General features: G+C 50.7%; 16 protein-coding genes. 4 read left to right on the top strand and 12 right to left on the bottom strand.

Annotation, left to right across the window (positions count from 1 at the left end):
- Positions 1-22: 22 nt before the first annotated feature.
- The 11 genes from ACGHTT_RS11595 to ACGHTT_RS11545 all read right to left on the bottom strand — a co-directional run bounded on the left by ACGHTT_RS11595 (position 23) and on the right by ACGHTT_RS11545 (position 13,686).
- A complete protein-coding gene (locus ACGHTT_RS11595; RefSeq protein ID WP_390590704.1) occupies positions 23-1,030 on the bottom strand; it encodes a VWA domain-containing protein in 1,008 nt (335 codons plus the stop codon).
- Positions 1,030-2,112 carry a VWA domain-containing protein gene (locus ACGHTT_RS11590; protein ID WP_390590702.1) on the bottom strand — a complete coding sequence of 361 codons (1,083 nt, stop codon included), beginning with the start codon at positions 2,110-2,112 and terminating at the stop codon, positions 1,030-1,032. The genes ACGHTT_RS11595 and ACGHTT_RS11590 overlap by 1 nt, the downstream gene beginning before the upstream one ends.
- Positions 2,102-3,421: a hypothetical protein gene (locus tag ACGHTT_RS11585; protein ID WP_390590700.1), complete on the bottom strand. Its 1,320-nt coding sequence runs from the start codon at positions 3,419-3,421 to the stop codon at positions 2,102-2,104. Before ACGHTT_RS11585 ends, ACGHTT_RS11590 begins: the two co-directional genes overlap by 11 nt.
- 8 nt (positions 3,422-3,429) lie before the next feature.
- Complete coding sequence (locus ACGHTT_RS11580) at positions 3,430-4,230, bottom strand: MotA/TolQ/ExbB proton channel family protein (protein WP_390590699.1); 801 nt, start codon at positions 4,228-4,230, stop codon at positions 3,430-3,432.
- A gap of 26 nt (positions 4,231-4,256) precedes the next feature.
- Complete coding sequence (locus ACGHTT_RS11575) at positions 4,257-4,541, bottom strand: hypothetical protein (protein WP_390590698.1); 285 nt, start codon at positions 4,539-4,541, stop codon at positions 4,257-4,259.
- Positions 4,538-6,652: a PEGA domain-containing protein gene (locus tag ACGHTT_RS11570; RefSeq protein ID WP_390590696.1), complete on the bottom strand. Its 2,115-nt coding sequence runs from the start codon at positions 6,650-6,652 to the stop codon at positions 4,538-4,540. Before ACGHTT_RS11570 ends, ACGHTT_RS11575 begins: the two co-directional genes overlap by 4 nt.
- Positions 6,653-6,703: 51 nt before the next feature.
- Positions 6,704-8,152: a hypothetical protein gene (locus ACGHTT_RS11565; RefSeq protein ID WP_390590694.1), complete on the bottom strand. Its 1,449-nt coding sequence runs from the start codon at positions 8,150-8,152 to the stop codon at positions 6,704-6,706.
- 95 nt (positions 8,153-8,247) lie between these two features.
- A complete protein-coding gene (locus ACGHTT_RS11560; RefSeq protein WP_390590692.1) occupies positions 8,248-9,420 on the bottom strand; it encodes a hypothetical protein in 1,173 nt (390 codons plus the stop codon).
- 2 nt (positions 9,421-9,422) lie between these two features.
- Positions 9,423-10,652, bottom strand: coding sequence for a hypothetical protein (locus ACGHTT_RS11555; RefSeq protein ID WP_390590691.1), 1,230 nt, complete (start codon positions 10,650-10,652; stop codon positions 9,423-9,425).
- Positions 10,649-11,839, bottom strand: a complete 1,191-nt coding sequence (locus ACGHTT_RS11550) for a hypothetical protein (RefSeq protein WP_390590690.1) — start codon at positions 11,837-11,839, stop codon at positions 10,649-10,651. The genes ACGHTT_RS11555 and ACGHTT_RS11550 overlap by 4 nt, the downstream gene beginning before the upstream one ends.
- Positions 11,840-12,408: 569 nt before the next feature.
- Positions 12,409-13,686, bottom strand: coding sequence for an MFS transporter (locus ACGHTT_RS11545; RefSeq protein ID WP_390590689.1), 1,278 nt, complete (start codon positions 13,684-13,686; stop codon positions 12,409-12,411).
- Positions 13,687-13,927: 241 nt separating this feature from the next.
- Between ACGHTT_RS11545 and ACGHTT_RS11540 the strand changes: the two genes are divergently transcribed.
- Positions 13,928-14,467, top strand: a complete 540-nt coding sequence (locus ACGHTT_RS11540) for a DUF924 family protein (RefSeq protein WP_390590687.1) — start codon at positions 13,928-13,930, stop codon at positions 14,465-14,467.
- On the opposite strand, the gene ACGHTT_RS11535 is transcribed toward ACGHTT_RS11540, so the two are convergent.
- Positions 14,464-15,234, bottom strand: a complete 771-nt coding sequence (locus ACGHTT_RS11535) for a gamma-glutamyl-gamma-aminobutyrate hydrolase family protein (RefSeq protein WP_390590685.1) — start codon at positions 15,232-15,234, stop codon at positions 14,464-14,466. The genes ACGHTT_RS11540 and ACGHTT_RS11535 overlap by 4 nt on opposite strands.
- Before the next feature lie 190 nt (positions 15,235-15,424).
- Here ACGHTT_RS11535 and purU point away from each other — a divergent pair, with 190 nt between their 5' ends.
- The 3 genes from purU to nhaC all read left to right on the top strand — a co-directional run bounded on the left by purU (position 15,425) and on the right by nhaC (position 19,281).
- Positions 15,425-16,288 (top strand): formyltetrahydrofolate deformylase, encoded by an 864-nt coding sequence (purU, locus tag ACGHTT_RS11530; protein WP_390590683.1) that lies wholly within the window; start codon positions 15,425-15,427, stop codon positions 16,286-16,288.
- Between the two features lie 147 nt (positions 16,289-16,435).
- A complete protein-coding gene (locus tag ACGHTT_RS11525; RefSeq protein WP_390590681.1) occupies positions 16,436-17,641 on the top strand; it encodes a pyridoxal phosphate-dependent aminotransferase in 1,206 nt (401 codons plus the stop codon).
- Positions 17,642-17,763: 122 nt separating this feature from the next.
- Positions 17,764-19,281, top strand: coding sequence for a Na+/H+ antiporter NhaC (nhaC, locus tag ACGHTT_RS11520; RefSeq protein ID WP_390590679.1), 1,518 nt, complete (start codon positions 17,764-17,766; stop codon positions 19,279-19,281).
- Positions 19,282-19,284 lie beyond the last annotated feature (3 nt).

Below are 19,284 nucleotides of genomic sequence, written 5' to 3'. Positions count from 1 at the left end.
TCTCCTTGTAAACAGTCGCCGGTTAGCGTCTGCGTCGATAGTCGTTGAGCCCCACAAACGTGCCACCGTTTCGGTAGGTTAATTCGCGCATCAGGGCGGCGAAGCGAATACCGGTAATTTGATTAGATGAGCGCGCGTCGAACTGCACCGGAAAGCCTACCGCGTGGATGCGTACCCGCGGTGCGCCACCATCGCTATGGTGGTTGAGTCGATCGACAATATTGACCACCTGGGTGATGGAGTCGCCGGTGAACTCATCGCCGAAAACATAAATACTAATTTGTTTGTTGGGGTCGTAAAAACTTCGCACAGCTTTTTGAATGCCCTCTACGGGGCTGGAGTTACTAAACGGATTCCACGTGCGCAAGCGCGAAATAATGGCTTGTCGGCGCGATGGCGTATCGGGAATCCAGTCGTCACGATAGCTAGTGTACATGTAACCGCCCATGTCGTTGAGGATTTGAATGCCTTTAACTTGTGGGTAAATATCCAGAACCGAAATAAGTTCGTCCATCATGCGCGGCCAAGCGTAATTGAACATACTGCCAGAGGTGTCGATAATAAAAATAATGTATTCGCTGTCGACGGGAATGCCGCCGATGATGTCATTCTTGCGCTCAAAACGATTGCCCAGTAAGCGCTGCATTTCGGCTGACAGCGTTTGGGTAGCGCTGGCAAGTTTACCCAACTCGTTATCCTCGCTGCTCGCTTGGCGGGCGAGGGACGCGTAGCGGGCTTCAAGTTCTTGCAGCTTTCCACGTAATATGGCGATGCGCTTAGTTTCAGCATCCAGCTGTTCGTGTTTGGCGTTGAGGTCGCGATTTAAAATGGCGGTTTCACCTCTTATGTCAAACAGTTGCCGCTGTAGGTCTGCCACCTGGCCTTTTTGGTGGCTATCACTTTGTTCCAGCACCACCGGTGGCACAGTCTTGGTAATCATTAGCAACAACACGATCGCGCCAAAGCCACAGCAAATGACGTCGAGGAAGGATACGTTAAATTCGTCGGTTTCACGGCGTTTACGTTTCATTATGGCCAGTCCTTTGAAGGGCTGATGAAAGAGCCTTTGGTCACTTGCGACAAATACCAAAAATGCGCCGCTGCCATGGGGTCGCCTTCCATGGGCGCTAAAATCACGTTTATGGGCACTCCTTTCGGCAATATGTCTATGGCTGTTTTAAACAGTTTTTCACGCTCTGGGCCAGTAATGGTGTTGCGTTTCGGCTTGCTCATGCCTTGGGTCGGAAGACCGTCGGTAATGAGGATGATGTTATCGGGGCGAGGATTTAAACCGTTTACTGCATGAAAGGTTTTTTCGAGGCTAGTACCGCCGCTGGGTACAACTTTTCTCAAGTTCAAAATACCCAGTTCCAACTGTTTTTGGTCAGAGACTTTTAGCCATTGCCCGTAGGTGCCTTCTAATACTGGATTGACGTCGGTGTTAAAGCGATAAATCTGATATTGACTCTGTTGTGGCAGTTGCGCCGCAAGCCATTTCACGGTGGCGGTAGCGCGGCGCCATTTTGGAGCTTCGCGTTTTACGTCATCGTCCATATTGCGGGTGCGGATAATATTAATAAGCTTTTCATCGAGCATGCTGGCGGAACTGTCGATCAGTATTAAAATTCGCGCGCCACCTAATTTTAAGCCGGTCAGGTATTGCCTGTCGCCGTCGCCGGTGTAGCGCAAGGCATCTTGGCCACGTTGTTGGTCTTCGGCTTTAAGCTTTTCTATTTCAGTTTGTAATTTTTCTTTTTCTTCTTTTAGGCGTTGTATTTCCGCTTCGATATCGCGGCTGGAAAATTCATCGAGTTTGCCTTGCGTGAGGTTTACGTCTTCCAGAATACGTCGTGCTAAACCCTGTGCCTCGGCCTGCTCTTGATTTAATGCCGATAAGGTGTTGCGAAGCGCAACGAGGCCTTCTTTGCCAATACGGATCTCTTCGTCCAAGAGTGTGACCTCGGCATTGGTATTTTCTGTTTGGATATCGGCTCGCGTATCGACATCGTGTTTAATAATCAGAAAAATGAGCGCCACCGCGCCGAAGCCACAGGACATAATATCTAGGAAAGAGAGCGAGAAGGTAGAAAAGCGACGATTTTTACGAGCCATTGTCGCTGCCCACTAAGCCAATGCAGGTGATATAGTTGCTCGTGTCGGTAGAGCCTATCTTATCGCCAAGCGTTAGTGTCTTCGGTGAGGTCAAGGTCGCGCCGTTTAATAAAATTGAGTCTGACAGCGGGCGTATTTCCCAGCCGGCTTTGGTTTGGATAAATTCTGCAATGCCAGGTGATGTCGATGGCGCTAGGGTTTGGCAGGTTAGTTGTGAGCCGGTTTGATAGAGCCGAGTATGGTTCGTTAATGTGTGTGCAAGATGTTGGTCCAGTATTTGGCTGACCGGTGTCTGCACAGGAGCTTCAGCAGGATTAAGGCTATTTTCTTGTGTCGTTTTTAACCCTGTGGACCTGCTGGTAATGGGTATTTGGGTGTGGTGTTTTAAAACCGTTTGCTGCTTAAAATAATCTTCATGGGCGGTAACGGCATCTTGTATATGCTCACTGGTAAGATTGATGCCTGATAGACCAGCGTAAATTTGTGCCGACTGGCTGAGCAATAGGGGTGCGCTGCCAATTTGTGCGACGATTGTTTGCCTGAAGTTTTCGGTCAATGCCAGCAAGTTGTGTTGTTGTAGCTCAACTTTTTTGCCATCTATGTCTAGTTCCATCGTGTTGGCTTGGCTCAGAGCCTGGAAACTAGCGGGAAGTTGGCTGTAGAGTCGCTGTTCACTAGTCGCGCTATGCAAGGGGTCGTATCGAGTTTGTCGGATGCAAGTTTGGGCAATGAGTTTTAGCCAAGTATTTTGAAGCTCGATTATTCCTGTGTTCGGATAATCCCATTGTTGAAATAATACTAGCTGATCTTGTTGTTGGCGAAAGGCCAATAGCCGGGCAGTGTGTAGTGAGAAATCTATGGCGTAAATGACCGCGCTTGGCTTTTCTTCAAGCGCAATATAACTGCTCGCTTGTAATAGACCGGTGTCGCAAAAACCCAGTGGTTTTTGATTGTGTGCTTGTAACAAACCCGCTAACAGCGCGTGTTGTTCAGTGCTGTAGTGATAACTCGTGGCAACTAAGAGCGGCTTTTGCTGGAAACCGTTAAGCCACTGGCCCAATTGATAATACGCGATGTCGGCGTGATGGCGAAAGTTGGGATTCGGCAATTTTCGATCAACTTGGTCCAGCTGGAGCCAATGTTTACTGTAGGCAAGGGTTGGGTTAATGCGTATTTGGCCGTGTGCGCTATCGCCGGTAATGATATCTCTCGGCTGAAATAAGACGTGAGCAGAGGTTTGAAGCGAGCGCTTACCGCCGTCAAATAATTCAATGCAATGGTCGTTTAAGTTCAGTAAACCGTAGCTCATAGGCTTGTCTATTTGTCAGCTTTTAATTGTTTAAGCAGCTTTTCATCGCAATAATTTTGCGCATTAAGTACCAGTCGTTCCTGCAAGAGTTGCAATTGATGGGTGAAAAACATAATGACAATACTGATCACTAGGGCCACGAAGGTGGAGTTGAACGCGACGCCCAAGCTAACCGTTACGCCGGCAATATCGCCTTCAACAGCGCGATGGGCTTGGCCTAAGGCCTCGCCTATACCCCTTACGGTGCCGATAAATCCGATGGATGGAATGGCCCAAGCGATGTATCGAACCATGGCCAGCTCGCTGTCTAGGCGGTCGGATTCAGCATCGCAGACTTCTTTTGCCACGTTGGCTGTGTCGCCGATGTTGTGAGTGGCGCCGAATCGTTGCAGGGCGGCAAGTAACACGCGCGGTACCAATAAATAGCGTTGATTGGGCGGTAAATTTTCAATCGTTCGCGATAGCGCTCGGGTGTCTTCGGGTAAGACGCTGGTGCTGCTATCAATGGGTAAGAGCTGCTGATCTAACAATTTTTGCTCAATGAAGCCGTTGCGCGCTTTTAACCCCATAATGGCCATGGCCCAGAGCATGAGAATAAAGCAAGCCTCTTGTTCGTAGTCGCGCAGTACGACGTACATAGAGCGTTGTGCCACATAGGCCTGACCTGAAGCCTGCAGTGCCATTTGTTCTTCCAGCAATGCATTGGCTGTAGGACGAATAAGCGATACGTAAATGGCGTGTACAATAATGATGGAAAGTAATAATGCAAAGACTTGGAAAATAAATTCTGAGCCGGTGTGGCGTTTCATAGTCTGTCCTTAGGTCTCAAGAATTATTAAATATCGACAGGAAAGGAGACGGATAAATCGTCCGAAATTTCTTCCGTCGGATTGTAGTTTCCCGCTGCCTTTGCTGTGGTTGAGGCTGTGGTTTTGCTGCTTGTGTCGAGGCTTGTTGTTTGCGATGTTTTTGACCCCGGCGTTGGGGCTGATCCGCTATTGGCATCGGCCTGAGCTTGGGTGGTTGCTTCGGCTGGGTCAGTGTTTTCTTGCGCCGCGGCGGTTGGGTGGATGGCCACAAGGGAAGATAATAAAATAAACGTGGTAACAATCCGCATCATGGTTTACTCGCCTCTACAAAACGGGCAACTCTAAAGCCCACATCATTGCGTTTTTCGGCACTGTAGTCGCGAAAGGCTAGGCGCAGCTCGGTAATGCCACCGTGGGCCCAGCTCGAGCCTCGAATTACATGGTAATCGCCTTTCTCTGGGCCCAGTGGATCGGTTTCTGTCTTTAAGGATAGACCGGTTCCGACGCTGTAGAAATCGTGCACCCACTCTGCGGCGTTGCCACCCATGTCATACAGGCCTTTGTCGTTGGCGGGGAAGCTTCCTACTGGCGAGGTGACGGGGTAGCTATCGCTGTAGTCGAGTAAGACAAGACCGAGCAGGGCTGCAGCGCTGCGGTCACCATAGTTACCGGCATTTTTGGGCGGCGGTAACTGATCTCCCCAAGGGTATTTGCGTAGGCCGTCCTTGCCCTGTACACGCGCCAGCCAAGACCACTCAGTCTCTGTGAGTAGACGATAGCCCGTTGCATCGGCATTAAAGCCTATAATTTTCCCATCCGCCTCTTGGTAAAAAGCGGGCAACTTTTGTTTCGCTGAAAGCCAATTACAATACTTAGCGGCTTGTTCCCAGGTGATGTTAACCACCGGCTGATCATTGCCAAACAGGCTGTTGCCGTTGACGTGGCTCGACGAGTGAAATTTTTCGTATTGAACAAATTCGCTGTTGGTTACCAGCAGTGGCGATGCGTAAAAGGCGCGCGTGAGGGCGACCGATTTGAGCGACTCATTCGAGCGCCGGCCCTGCTCGCGCCGAGAAGAGCCCATGGTAAATTGGGCATTGGGTTTAAACAGCGTGAGTTGTTGGCCAGTGATGGTTTTTATGCTTGGGGGAATTTTATCCCACTTGGCTTGGTCGAGGGTGCGCAATCTTATTTTGAGTTGCTGTGCTAGTTCTGGCTTGGGTGTAATCTCGGTTTCGAAGGGTTCAAAGCCCGCCTTTTTTACCATCAGGGTATGGGGTCTGGCTGGCAGTTCAAGTGTTTGATTTGGACGGCCCATGAGCCTGCTGTCGACGTATAATTCTGCATCGTCAATATCGCTGCTGATGGCAATTTTCCCCAGTGCCGGCACTAACACAATGGAAAGATCTTTGCTCTCACCCGAGGCGATACTCAATCGTGTTTGTTTATCAACATACCCTTCCTTAAAAAGTTTTACGGTGTGTTGTTGATTTGGGCGCAGCGATAAAGCCAGCGGTGTTTGCCCTAAAAAACTGCCATTTAGCGTGACGCTGGCGCCGCTTGGTTGGGTTTTTAATTGGATAACACCGTCTGACTTCTGCAGTTTAATCACCGGCATGTCGAGCGATTCCCCAGCTTGAAACTCAAACACGTCCTGCCAGATTTTATAACCCGCTAACTGCAGCGACAGCTGTTGCTCGCCTTGCAGTATTTCGAAGTTGCCGGGCGTGGTGCCGAGTTCGGTTTCGCCAAGGCTAAGCGTGGCGCCTGGCGGTTCTGTATTTATGTGGACGTCAGCCCAGGCCGGTTTAAGTGTGATGTCCAGGGTTTGTAATTTATCCAGGCCTTCTATGGTTATATTTTGACTGTGATGTAAATAGCGTGGGTGGCTGAGCCTCAGTGTGTGATGGCCCGGGCTTATCTGGCCGATTTCGGTTTGGGTTGTACCCACGGCTTGGTCGTCGATGAACACGTCGGCACTGACATCGGCATTATGCAGTTGAATCGCCAATCGACCAGGCATCTTTTCCAGTTCAAACATAAACTGTTGCTCGGCATCGTCGCCCACCGTGAATGATGTTGTTAGGGAGTGGTAGCCTGGATGCGCTAACTCGATACGGTACTGCCCGTTAAACAATAGCCAAGCGTTAGCGAGTTTAAAATGTAAGCCATCAGAAATGTCGTATTGTACGTTTGCCGGAAGGGTAACGATGCTGACGGAGCGCGAGGTCAGTAGAAAAGTGACGACCAGTAAACCGAATACGAGTGGTGTGCCGATCAGCCATTGTTGTCGAGTGGGCTGCCAATGGCGCTTTTGCACTTGCGTTTTATGGGGGGTAAAAGCAATAGGCTCGATGACCGATTGCGACGGTGTTGTGTTGTTCGAGCTGGGATCGTCCTGCTTGAGATCCTTTTCTGTCATAGTTTTCTCGTTAACATGCCGTTTAAATTTGACCCAATCATTTGCGCGCTGTTAGCCGCCCAGAGCTATTTTTTCGGTGCAGCGCACGGATACCACCACTGAGTTTGCATCGAGTTCGACAACAAATTCCTCGCGTACATCGCGGTACCCTGGGCGAATGCCAACGGCCACATACTTACCCGGTTTTAACGCCAAGGTGTGTTCATCAAAGGCGCCGATGCGGCCGACGTGGTAGATGGTGACCTGAGTTAAGTTGTCGGACTGTAACAGTACCTGGCGCGGAATCTCCACCTGTTCGATTAAGCGGCGCAAGCTTTCCCGTTGTGTCACTGTGCGCGCACCGACCTTACCTAGCGCTTCTAATTCCGCAAGGGTTGTCTGTGCATTGGCTAGATTTTCTGGCGTGTTTAGCGCGAGTTTATTCGCCAGTAGGGTTTGCGCCTTTTTCTCTAGGGCGGCGCGGGCATCGGTGCGTAGTTTTCCAACGACGGCATCTACCACGGTACTGTCTGTGGCTAAAACCTCAATGTAAAGGTTGTTGGCAAGCTGCCATTGTTCTTCCGCCTCGGCTTTACTGGCCGCCTGTATTTTGGTTTGGATGGCGGTGTGGATACTTTGGCTATCGACCTGTTGTAAACCTAAGGCCACCGAGGTTTCACCGGGCTTAATGTCACCCGCGCGTTTAAAGGCTGCTTTGGCAGCGGAGAAGTCCTGTTGATCCAATGCTTTGTAGGCCTGAGACATGGCTTCAGTAAAATCGCGCTCGCGAATTTTTGCTTTGAGTGTGGCATGTGCTTCTTGGGCGATGGCTGAGCGGCTATCTAGGTTTAACGCCTGCTGGTAGCTGGCCAGCGCGTCGTTCCAATGGTTGGTTTTCTCTTCAACTCGCCCCTTGCGCAGCAGTGCGAGTATGTCATCTAAGGCCTTGGCGCTTTCGATACCCGCCTGCGCGATATCATTATTGGGATCTATCGCCAAGGCTAAGGTAAAAGCGTGTGTGGCTGCGCTAGAATCTTTTTCAATCAGGGCCGTTTGACCGGTTTGCAGTTGCTGTTCAAGCGCGGCCTCGGCACTTTGTTTGAGCTGCTGTAGCTGGGTGAGGGTGCTTCTGTAGTTTTCTTGGGCGAGGCTGAATTCCCGTTGGCGATAGAGTTCGTCACCCGTTGCCGCGGTGTCCAGCGCTGTTTGATAGGCCTGTGCGCCCCATTGGTCTATCTTTTGGCCTTCGAGCTGATCCTGTAATTGCAGTACTTGGCCCAGTATTTCCTGCGCTTGTTTTCGCTCCCGGGCAAGTTGTGCGTCGGCAAAGGGGGAATCAGGTGTTTTTGCACTAGTCGCGGGTGGGGCGTCTTTGGTCAGCTCTTTACTGTCTAGTTGAACGGGCGACACTAGGTTGGGTAGGGCAAAGACCACAAACAGCATAACCGCCACCAATAGCCCGATAGCGATGGTTTGATTGCGTGAGTTGTGCCACCAAGGTGAGCTGGTTTGGTCGTTCATGCTACAACTTTTTGAGTTTGGCCAAAGCGCGAGCGCTCAAGGCATTGGTCTTGATAAACCTGCATTATAAAAACCGCAGGTAGCCATTGTTTTTATTATAAGCCGGTTTCGGCTTTATAAATCTCTTTTAATAGTTCGCGCCATTGGTCATATTGCCCCTCAACCGTACCCGACAGGGTGATGGTGCGGTCTTCTAGCTCGATGATTTGCGGCTCGATGGCTGCTTCTAGGGAGTCGCCCAGTTCGATCAGCGTTTCGCTGTGCATTTTCGCCTCGTCGCGCTTATCGAACCCGCTCTTGACCATGTAGCCGCCGGCGGCGATAGCCACTTGGCCAGCGGCGCGCCCCGCACCGCTGTTATTTCCCGCCGCGGCAATACCGCCCACAATGGCGGCGATACCGGCGATGGTGCGCATGGTCGCCTGACTTTCCAGTTCCTTCTGGGTAATCACCGCCTCGTAACTTTCTGCGCGCCAAGTTTGGTAGGGGCCTCCCATCTCGCGCACAAAGGTGCCGTAGTAGTCTTGCAGTGTGTCGATAAATAGATAATCTCGCTCGCGAATACGCCGCACTCGGTTGAGCATAGGGTCGTCATCGGCGGGCAGACGCAGTACGGTATAGTGCCCATTTTTTGATTGGCTGAGGTGTTCGCTGAAGGCGCTGGGTGAAAAGTCGCGGGCGAAGCGCAGTTCTGCGATGGTGCGCAAGTTGCGAACCTCGGCATCCGACAGTGTGTTCTTGTAAGCCAGAATGTCATTGGCAATTTGGTTGTAAATGCCTTGAAAGGGGTCGGCGCCTTTGATCAGCCTTTCGTTATAGGCATAGTGACTGGCATTTTCGATATAGATGCGGTCAAACCAGGCTTCGCCAGAGATATCCGAAACACTGATCTCCAGCTCTAAGACTTCGCCGTCCGATTGAAGGATTTTCCCGCGTACCGAAATATCGCTGTTGGTGTTGGCCGGTGGCACAACTCTAACGGCGCCCCAAGCGGCAGAGGTTTGCAGTGTTTCCACCAGTTGTACGGGCATATAACGCGACTCGGCTTTACGCACTTCGGGAAAAATTAACGCGTCGGCGTCAGCGGCATCATCGATGCCCGGGTCAAATAACTGCACGCCCACATCGAGTAGCAGGTGTTCGGGAATTTCGGCGCTGACGCGGTCAATGGGGACGTGATTGGTGGTTTTCACTGTATGGCTGCTGCAGCCAAGGAGTAATCCGCAGCTAAGCCCAAGTAGACATAAGTATTTGAGGGCGTCGGTCATCTTTATGAGGCATCCTTGGCAGCTTGATTTTTGTACTTGCGGTACTCGTCCCAGAGTTTTTCTCTCAGTTTTGGATCTTTCTCGCGCATAGCCGCCTCTCTGATTTGTCGGGCAACCACGTCATCGTCATCTCCTGAGGGGATGTCTTTGGGTGTCGCTACAGCTGCCGTGGTGTTGCCACTGTAGTCGCCTTGACGTTCTGTACCTGCGCCTACGGGTTCATTGCCGTTGCCATTGCCTTGACCTGGAATACCTTGTTGTTGACCGGCGCTGCTTCCGGTGCCGTCTTGACCATAGCCGCCAGCTTGGCCTTGTTCGCCGCTCTCGGCTAAGTCGCCCTCATCGAAAATAGGGCCTGTGACTTGCGCTACCTTGTCCTGGCTGCCTTGCTCGTTACGTCGATTGGCAACATAGTCGCGCTCGCGCAGAATCATGCCATCGTAGCTGGCCATGGTGGTTTCAAACTGCCCCTCTAATTCGCCAACGTTGGCGGTACCGTTTGTCCCTGTCGCTCTTGAACCGGTTGTGGTTCCCGCCGCTTGACCGCTACCATTTCCCCCTGTGCCTGCTGGTTGGCTCGCTTGACGGTTCTGACCGCTAGCTTGGCCTTGCGCCTGCTGGTTAGGTGTTTGGCCTTGAGCTGGTGCTCCACCTTGTTGGCCTTGGCTGTCGGCTTGAGCGCCGGCGGTGGACTCAGAAGCGCGACTGGATGACGCCGACGCAGTGGCTTGCTCTTCAGAAAAATCGATATCCTGGCTCTGGCCTTGTTCGCTGCCCGCGCCTTGATTCTCAGACGATTGTTGTGATGACTCGGCCTGAGCCTGTGCTTGTGTGTCGCCGTCGCTGGCTCCACCACTGTTTTGGCCCGCTTGGTTTTGTGGTTGGCTAAAGACCTCAGATTCAGACCCACCTTTGCCCTGTTGGCTGGACGAACGGGTGGCGCTGCCGTTGGGTTGTTGGTTGCTGGATTGCGAGCCGCTCTTGCCCTTTGCGCTGGGTTGGCTAGCGGTAGAACTGCTGTTAGAAGGCGAGCTACTGGGCGATGATTGGCTGGATGAACTCGAAGACTGAGAGCTTGAACTTGAGCTGGGTTGGCCGCTGGAACTGCTTGGCGAGGGCGGTGGAGGTTCCTGCTCACTTTGTTGGCTTTCTTGCTTACAGCCAGACAAGGCTAACAAGCTACAAAAACCTATAGCGACGAGTGTGGTGGTTGATGGTCTCCCGAGGCTCATGGCTTTTCATCCGAAAAAAGGTAGCGATGGGTTATGTCCTCGGTGTCTACAGCTTCACCATTGTTAAACCGAGGGCGAAATTTTGCTTGCTTGAGTGCCTTCCGAACCCTTGACTGCATGCGGCTATTATCTTCAGGGAAGGCGTCGATAATATCAATATGGGTAGCACGGCCGTAGGCGCTGACGTCGAACTTTGCCAAAACGAAGTGCTCGGTGTTTATCGTCGATTTTTTACCCATATCAATCAGTGGTAAATCAGGAAGTGGTACGGGTTGATGAAATAGCGTATCGAGCAGCGGCTTATGTTCGTCATTTGCGGCCAGTTTTCGATAGGTATTTTGGTAGATTTCCACTGCCGAATGCCACTTGCCAAACAGCAAGTACCAATCACCCAGCGCAACTTGAGCTTGCAGCTCCGATGCCGGTGGAGCATCGGGGTTGTTACTGTACACCGTCACCATGCGGTTGATGGCCGAGCGTCCGCTGTTGTAGCTATTCATAATGTATTGCTGCAAACGCGCGCGCTCGTCTTCTTTGGCGGGCATTGAGCCGTTGGCAACGGAGAGTTTATTTTGATTTTCGATTTGGTAAGTGGCGAGAAAATAATTCGATGCGGTTAATCCCTTTAGCGGATCAATCATCCGTAAATCATTTTTGCCGTAGGTGTTGGAGACTATGTCAGCGGCAATTTGATAGAGATTGTGCGCATTAATCAGGTGATAAAATAACCCGCCGCTGATATTTAACGCGTAGGCGTTGAGATGCCAATTACTTAATTTGTTGATGATGGGGAGCAGCCTTGGGTCATCGCTGCCGTAGTTGCGGCGATGTAGCCAATACAAATATTGGTAGCGTTCGTTCGCACTTTCCCATTCGCCAAGCGCAATCTGGCTTTCAATAAGATTTTCTAAAATAGGTACTTGGCCCATGTCGTACAAGCCTAAGTTTATTCTTTGTACATGCATGGCGCGGGTAAACACTTCAATCGCTTCTTCGTGTTCTCCGAGGTTTTGATATTCCTCGCCTAGGCTAAATAAATGCTGTGATAGTTGTAAGTCGTAGGCGCCGTAATCGGATTCGATATCTTCAATGGCATTGAGGTAATTGCGCGCCGATGACTTTTGCGCTGGGTTGGCGCGCTGGATAGGTGTGAGGTTGTCCTCACCGGAATTGTCCGGTGAAATCAAGTAGTCGCTTGCAGGTTCTTGTGCTGATGTTAGAACACAAAAGCTTAAGCTGAATACACAAAGGCAAATACATTGGAAAGACTTAATCACAGTTGCGCCGCCCATGTCAGTAAGTTGAACTTCGAACATTCCCCGAGTGTTATTTTATGAAGCACTCGCGGGCTACTTCATAAAAACACCTAGCGGCAGTTTGCCCAAAGGGATTTCAGCACATTTGGCTGAGATCAACGGTCCAACGTTGTCTGTCGACCATCACGTTCAAACATTCAGACTAGCGCGGAGCGGGCTTAGGCCGCAAGAGACGTAATGCTGCCAAGATCGCAAAACTGAGGAATTTTGGAATCTAGCGCACGTCCTCACTCAGTATAGTCAAAATGTTCACGCTACTTGGCCGCACTGTAGGCATTTTATTGCCCTGTGTTGTGGCGGTTTTCAGCCAAGTTACGCCAGCCCAGTATTCCCGTGGCCTTGCATTTGATTATCTTTTAATCAGGGGCAGGTGATATAGGGTAGGCTCATAAGCGCAGTACGCGCTATTCGAAAAAAATCGAAACAAGCGTCCACAATGGTTACTTTTCCGCTTCGGGGCTTTGGTTGATTTCAGCCGCAACGGCATGGGCTTGGGCTATGTCTTCGATGCCAATCAAGCCTGTACCGATGTTGGCACCGGCTAACATACTGAATTCATGTAAGTCCTCGCGGGCAGAGTAAGGATAGCGAGATATACGATAGAGGCCGTATAGACTTATACATGCAAGCGTGGCCGAGCTGCCCCAAAAAAAGCCTTTTGGGCCTGCAAGGTCTAAAATTGGCGCGATAATAAGCGGCCCCAGTGACGCGCCAATACCACCGACTAAAAGTATGGTGCTACTCGCAGCGACAATTTTTTCGGGCTTCATAAAGTCGTTCACAAGGGCTGAAAAAACGGCGTAGAGCGGTAGCGCGAAACCACCAAACAGCCCTACTAAACAGAGTAGCCAGACGAAGGGAGCGTCGCTTAATAAGCCCGATAGGATGCCGAGTAATGCGGCAATGCCGGTTAGGCTTGTAGCGACCAGACGGCGATCGAAACGATCTGCTAACAAACCCAGCGGCCACTGAAACATTAAGGCGCCCGCTACTATAGCGGCCATGAGCCAGGCCACTTGTTGGGTATTAAAACCTACCATGTTGGCGTAGACAGGAGCCATGCCAAAAATCATGGCGCTGCACATTTGAATGAGGAATATGCCGGATAAGCCAAAGGGCGCCCACTGGAATAATTGCAATGGATTAATGCTCGGTGCGGGCGTGACCACAGGCGTCGGCGTGGCTGTCACTAAAATCGGGATGGCGGCAGCGCTCATGAGAATAGAAATTAAGCTAAACAATTCGAAGCTGAGTGGGTCGGCTAAGTTCAATAGAAATTGGCCACCTAAAATACCACCCAAGAGTGTGATCATATAAAGGGAGAGTATTTTGCCGCGGTTGCTGTCGTCGGCGGCTTGGTTGAGCCAAGATTCGGCCACCAAATAAATGCCACACATGGCAAAGCCAGTGAGAAAGCGTGTGGCAACCCAGGCCCAAGGATTGACATACAGCGAATGCATTAACACGCACAGAGACGATAAGGCAGTGAGGGCCGCAAAGGTGCGCACGTGGCCGACGCGCTTTATGACCTTCTGACCCCGACTTGCGCCGAGCAAAAAACCCATGTAGTAAGCCGACATGATTAAGCCGGTAATGGTGTTTGGGAAGCCTTCCAAAGCCGCGCGTAAACTAATTAGGGTACCTTGCGCTCCCACGCATAGCCCAATTAGCATCACGCCAAAAAACAAGGGCCAAATACTGGTGAGTTTCTTCCGCACAACATTCTCCACTCAGGTAACGAACAAGCAGGCAGTCTAGCCGCTCGACAAGATTTATCCCACCTCTAGCGCCGATATAGTTATATAAATGGGATAATATGAGTTATTGCCGATTAAAAACGCAGGCTTTGTGGGTTTCTTGGGGCTTTTGTTCGCCGGCCATTATTTATTCTTGTGAGGTTTGGCTTCACCTATTTTTTGTCGCTTGTGTTACCGACTGGGTAGAGGAGAACGGCTGAGTATGGATGCAAATAGTATTTTGACGTTTTGGTTCGAGGAAATCACGCCCAAGGATTGGTGGCGAAAATCAGCGCAGTTTGATGCTGATCTTCGCCGGCGGTTTGACACTGTGTTGCAAGCGGCGCGCCGGGGTGAGTTGAAGCATTGGTGCGAGTCGGCCAGTGGCTGCCTAGCGTTGGTGATTGTATTAGATCAATTCAGCCGCAATATTTATCGCGATAAACCCGAGGCTTTTGCCGCTGACGCGCAAGCTTTGGCTATCGCGCAACTCGCGGTGAACAGAGGCTTTGACAAGAGCTTGCCGAGTGAGCGACGAAATTTTCTGTATATGCCTTATATGCACAGTGAAGATGCCGACATACATGTTGAAGCCGTGGCTTTGTTTGCCAGCTTAGCGGGTGAAAATTCAGAGGATTTCGAGTTGCGACATAAAGCGATTATCGATCGATTTGGCCGCTACCCTCATCGCAATAAAATTCTCGGCCGTACATCAACGGCCGAGGAATTGGTGTTTCTACAGGAGCCTGGCAGCGCTTTTTAAGCTTTGTTGTTGGCGTAATCTTGCGCTGCTTGGGCAAAGGCTTGCCACATGGCGAGATACATGGGGTTGTTCTTTGGCTTCCACTCGGGGTGCCACTGCACACCTAAGGTAAAGCCCGAGGCGTCTTTAATGCTAAAGGCTTCTATTATTCCGTCTGGACTGGTGCCTTCTATTTGAATGCCTGCGCCTAATTTTTTTATGCCTTGGCCATGAATTGAATTCACCCGTTGCACGAGACCGTCACACAGGCCAGCAAGCACGCCGTTGGGGTTTAGGTTGAGATCGTGCACATCGGCATACAGGCTGTCTGCTGGGCTGTCGAAATCCACTTGGCTGGCATGCAACTCGAAGTTGCCTTCTTTAAACAGTTGCTGGTACAAGCTTCCGCCATAGGCGACATTCATTTCTTGGAAGCCGCGGCAGATACCAAAAAGTGGAATGCCCTTGGCAACAATCTGCTTTATCAGGGGCAGCACGGTGGCGTCGCGATGGGGATCGTGCGGGCAGCCTTCGTAGCTGGCACCACCTTGATAGTGACTCGGCTCGATATTCGACACGCCACCAGTTAGTAATACCCCGTCGACCCGATCTAACAGCGTTTGCACGTCTAACTTGTCGGCGAGGGGAGGTAATATCAAGGGCAGAGCGCCCATGATATCCACCACGGGTGCTACATACTTAGCCATGACTTGGTAGTAGCGGGTGGTATCTTGACCCTTATGTTTATCCAGTGTTTCGGCGGTTATTGCAATAACGGGGCGACCCATAAAAACCTCGTGATTGGGGGCTGATGGGGCCAGTGTAAACCTAAACGAGGTATGGGCGCATAACCCAAGCAGGTAAGTGGCGATGAATTCATGCTGCTCGTGTAGAATACCGGAGCTTGCGCTATTTAAGTGGTGAAAAGGTTTAAAAAATGAACAACTATTGTTCGAGTTGCGAGTTTTAGGGGGCAATGTGACCGCAGTTAGGGAAATTATTTTAAAGTTTAGTTGTGCCGATCAACCGGGCATTGTTGCCAATGTGGCTGCATTGTTCGCCGCCCAAGGTTTTAATATTCGCGAATCACAGCAGTTTGAAGATGTGCAAACGCAGCGTTTTTTCATGCGTACGGTGTTGGACGCTACCGATCAGCAGCTTACCCTTGCGCAAATACACGGTGCCTTTTATCCAGTGGCCAAGCGTTATGGTATGGATTGGGAGCTTGTGGACGCGGATATACGACCAAAAGTCTTGGTCGCCGTTAGCCAGTGGGGCCACTGTCTACACAATTTGTTAAATGCCTGGAAGCAGGGCAGTTTACCGGTGGATATCATCGGCGTGGTGTCGAACCATGAGGTGCAGCGCGATCTAGTGGATTGGTATCAATTACCCTTTCATTATCTACCCATAACAAAAGCCAACAAACCGGAGCAGGAAGCGCAAATCTTAGCCCTGATGGAGCAAACCTCGACAGATTGTTTGGTGTTGGCGCGTTATATGCAAATTCTATCGAATGAGCTATGTGACAAATTAGCCGGCCGTGCCATCAACATTCACCATTCTTTTTTACCCGGCTTTAAAGGTGCCAAACCCTACCACCAAGCCTTTGAACGGGGAGTGAAGTTAATTGGCGCCTCTGCGCACTACGTCACGGCTGACCTCGACGAAGGCCCGATTATTGAGCAAGCGGTTGAGCGCGTTACCCACGTAAATACGCCGGAAGAGTTAACCGAAATTGGCCGCGATATCGAATCAGTCGTGCTCAATCGCGCCTTGCGCTGGCATGCCGAACATCGAGTATTATTGAACGGTAACAAAACGGTGGTTTTTTCTCGCTAGCCGCGCGGTCGCTATCGGGAGCGCAGATTCCACGCAAAGCCAGCCCTTTTACCGCAGGCTGGCTTGCCCCCTTCGGTGATAAAAATAATCTCTGCTTCTAACTCCCGCTAAGCTTGTGATTCTTTTATTACGGTGACGCGGTGTGCTATGTCAAAGTCAAATTCATTATCAATCAGTGCCTTAGCTAAGCGCCTCGATGGTGATGCCAGCGAGGTGTGGGCGGTGCACGATCGCGCGCTAGAGATGAAAGCGGCGGGTGAAGATGTGATTTTACTGTGTGTGGGTGATCCGGATTTTCCAACCCCCGAGCCCATTTTCTATCAAGCGTTAGCGGCTATGAAGCGTGATCGCACCCACTATTCACCGGCACAGGGGGAGTTGGGTTTGCGGCAAGCGGTTGCTGAATTAGAGAGCAAAACCTCGCCTCATCCCTGTAGTGCCGATGATGTTGTTATATTCCCAGGTGGAACCAATGCATTGTTTAGCGTATTTAGTTGCATCTGTGATTTGGGTGATCAAGTTATTGTGCCCGACCCCATGTATGTCGGTTATTGCGGTGTTTTAGATGCGGTGGGTGTTACCGCCGTGCCGGTGTCGTTAAAGGTAGAGGAGAATTTCGCTGTCGACATCGCGGCTATAAAAGCGGCGATAACGGACAAAACCAAAGCGGTTATTGTTAATACCCCAGGCAATCCTTGCGGCAATATGATGTCTAAAGAGGAGCTGGCCGAGCTCGCTGCGTTTACCCGCGAGAAGGGCATTTGGCTGATTTCTGATGAAGTCTATTCCATGATTACCTTCAAACAGCGTCACGTGAGTTTACGTGCGGCGGCGACAGAACTGGATAACGTCATCATGGTAGATGGCTTGTCTAAATCTCACGCAATGAGCGGTTGGCGTATTGGTTGGGTGGTTGCGCCATCAAGCCTCGTGCCGCACCTCACTAATCTAGCCGGAGCCAGTGTATTTGGCTGCCCACAATTCATTCAAGATGCAGCCGCTTTCGCCCTGCGCCACGACGACTTTTATGTGGCACAAATGCGTGAGGAATATAAAAAGAGACGCGACTATCTGGTTCAGCGCATTAATCAAATACCGGGCCTCAGTTGTGTTAGCCCCGACGCCGGCATGTTTGTCATGATGCACACTGGCGAAGTATCCGATGGCGGCCAATTATTCGCTGAGCGCTTGCTCGAGCAAGCGGGAGTTTCGGTGGTGCCTGGCGTAGGTTTTGGCAATGTGACAGCTAATTACGTGCGTATTACCTTAGCTCAACCCATCAGTGTGTTAGAACAGGCCATGGATAGAATGGCTGCGATGCTAGGCGCAACCAAGACTCAGGTTGCCCGATAATCAATGACCGCCGGCCGAGCTGGCACTTCTCTGCATCAATGTTTACCATGTGACGATCTAAAATCCACCGCGCCGGCCAAAAGCCAGCGCGGTACAATAATAACTGGAAAAGTGATCCTTTTATGTCAAGACCTCTGGCCGCTTGGGAAATTGCCCTCCCGACCCTCACGCTTTTTACATTGCTTGGACTTTCTGTCTATTTATTTGGTGATAGTTCGTCGCAAGGCGCTAACCAGATCGCCTTGTCACTCAGTGCTGCCGTGGCGGCATTAATGGGTTTGCGCGCAGGTATTAGTTGGAAAGAGTTGGAAGCAGCTATTTTCAAGGGCATTTCCGTTGCTCTGGGTGCAATTATAATTTTGTTGTTGGTGGGCATGTTGATTGGCAGTTGGATTTTAGCCGGTACCGTGCCGACGATGATCTATTACGGCCTTCAGATAATGGACCCTAGCTGGTTTTATGCAGCGGCGTGTTTAGTCTGTGCTTTGGTCAGTGTCAGTATTGGCAGCTCGTGGACCACCGCCGGTACTATCGGTATTGGTTTGATTGGCACCGCAGCTGGGTTGGGCTTGTCGGTCGAGATTACCGCGGGTGCTATTATTTCAGGTGCTTATTTCGGCGATAAAATGTCGCCCTTAAGCGACACCACCAATCTGGCGCCGGCTGTCGTAGGAGCGGATTTATTTGCCCATATCCGCCATATGGTCTGGACTACAACGCCGTCTATAGTTATCGCCTTGATTCTTTTTTTGGTGCTAGGTTTGAATGTCGAAGCGCCTGAGTCCGACGCCCAAATGCAGGCGATGTTAGGTCTACTCGATAGCAATTTCAACGTTAATTTGTGGTTACTGCTACCGCTTGGCTTGGTGTTTTTTCTGGCCTATAAAAAAGTGCCCGCCATGGTTAGTATTTTTTTGGGCGCGCTTACCGGCGGTGTTTTTGCACTTATTTTTCAAGCGGAGGCGGTTGCTAAATTCGCCAACTCACCCGATCTGTCACCGGCATTGGCGTTATTTAAAGGCATTTGGATAGCATTTGCCGATGGTTATAGTTCGAACACAGGGCACGAGCAAATTGACAGTTTGCTATCTCGTGGCGGCATGAGTTCGATGTTAACCACGGTGTGGTTGATAATGACTGCCATGGTTATGGGCGCGGTTATTGAGCGCGTAGGTATTCTTGAGGCGCTGATTAAAACCATTTTGCGCTTTGCCAAAACCACGGGTGGCTTAGTGGTATCGACGATATTAACCTGCATCGGCACCAATATTGTAACTGCTGATCAGTACATTGCCATCGTTCTGCCAGGGCGCATGTTTCGATTAGAATTTGCTAGGCGCGGCCTCAGCCCTTTGAATTTGTCGCGTACACTAGAAGATTCGGCAACCATCACCTCGCCATTAATCCCGTGGAATACCTGCGGCGCCTATATGGCTGGCACCTTGGGGGTGGCGACCTTGGCGTATTTACCTTATTGCTTTTTTAACTTAATTAACCCATTGGTTTCGGCTATTTACGGCTATACACAGTTTAAAATCATTCCGATAATGCCCGATGAGCGCGCTGCCTTGATGGAAGAGTTAAAACAGCATTTTCCCGATGATGCCGATCATCATTTGACCGAAGCTGCGCGTAGTTAATCT

Origin of the sequence: Simiduia litorea (assembly GCF_042853465.1) — a bacterium.
GTDB classification, from domain to species: Bacteria; Pseudomonadota; Gammaproteobacteria; order Pseudomonadales; family Cellvibrionaceae; genus Simiduia; species Simiduia litorea.
This window is presented reverse-complemented; position numbering and strand designations above follow the sequence as displayed.

Coding starts and splice junctions, on each gene's coding strand:
- ACGHTT_RS11595 (WP_390590704.1), bottom strand. CDS start 1,030: ATGAAACGTAAACGCCGTGAAACCGACGAATTTAACGTATCCTTCCTC.
- ACGHTT_RS11590 (WP_390590702.1), bottom strand. CDS start 2,112: ATGGCTCGTAAAAATCGTCGCTTTTCTACCTTCTCGCTCTCTTTCCTA.
- ACGHTT_RS11585 (WP_390590700.1), bottom strand. CDS start 3,421: ATGAGCTACGGTTTACTGAACTTAAACGACCATTGCATTGAATTATTT.
- ACGHTT_RS11580 (WP_390590699.1), bottom strand. CDS start 4,230: ATGAAACGCCACACCGGCTCAGAATTTATTTTCCAAGTCTTTGCATTA.
- ACGHTT_RS11575 (WP_390590698.1), bottom strand. CDS start 4,541: ATGATGCGGATTGTTACCACGTTTATTTTATTATCTTCCCTTGTGGCC.
- ACGHTT_RS11570 (WP_390590696.1), bottom strand. CDS start 6,652: ATGACAGAAAAGGATCTCAAGCAGGACGATCCCAGCTCGAACAACACA.
- ACGHTT_RS11565 (WP_390590694.1), bottom strand. CDS start 8,152: ATGAACGACCAAACCAGCTCACCTTGGTGGCACAACTCACGCAATCAA.
- ACGHTT_RS11560 (WP_390590692.1), bottom strand. CDS start 9,420: ATGACCGACGCCCTCAAATACTTATGTCTACTTGGGCTTAGCTGCGGA.
- ACGHTT_RS11555 (WP_390590691.1), bottom strand. CDS start 10,652: ATGAGCCTCGGGAGACCATCAACCACCACACTCGTCGCTATAGGTTTT.
- ACGHTT_RS11540 (WP_390590687.1), top strand. CDS start 13,928: ATGGATGCAAATAGTATTTTGACGTTTTGGTTCGAGGAAATCACGCCC.
- ACGHTT_RS11535 (WP_390590685.1), bottom strand. CDS start 15,234: ATGGGTCGCCCCGTTATTGCAATAACCGCCGAAACACTGGATAAACAT.
- ACGHTT_RS11525 (WP_390590681.1), top strand. CDS start 16,436: ATGTCAAAGTCAAATTCATTATCAATCAGTGCCTTAGCTAAGCGCCTC.
- nhaC (WP_390590679.1), top strand. CDS start 17,764: ATGTCAAGACCTCTGGCCGCTTGGGAAATTGCCCTCCCGACCCTCACG.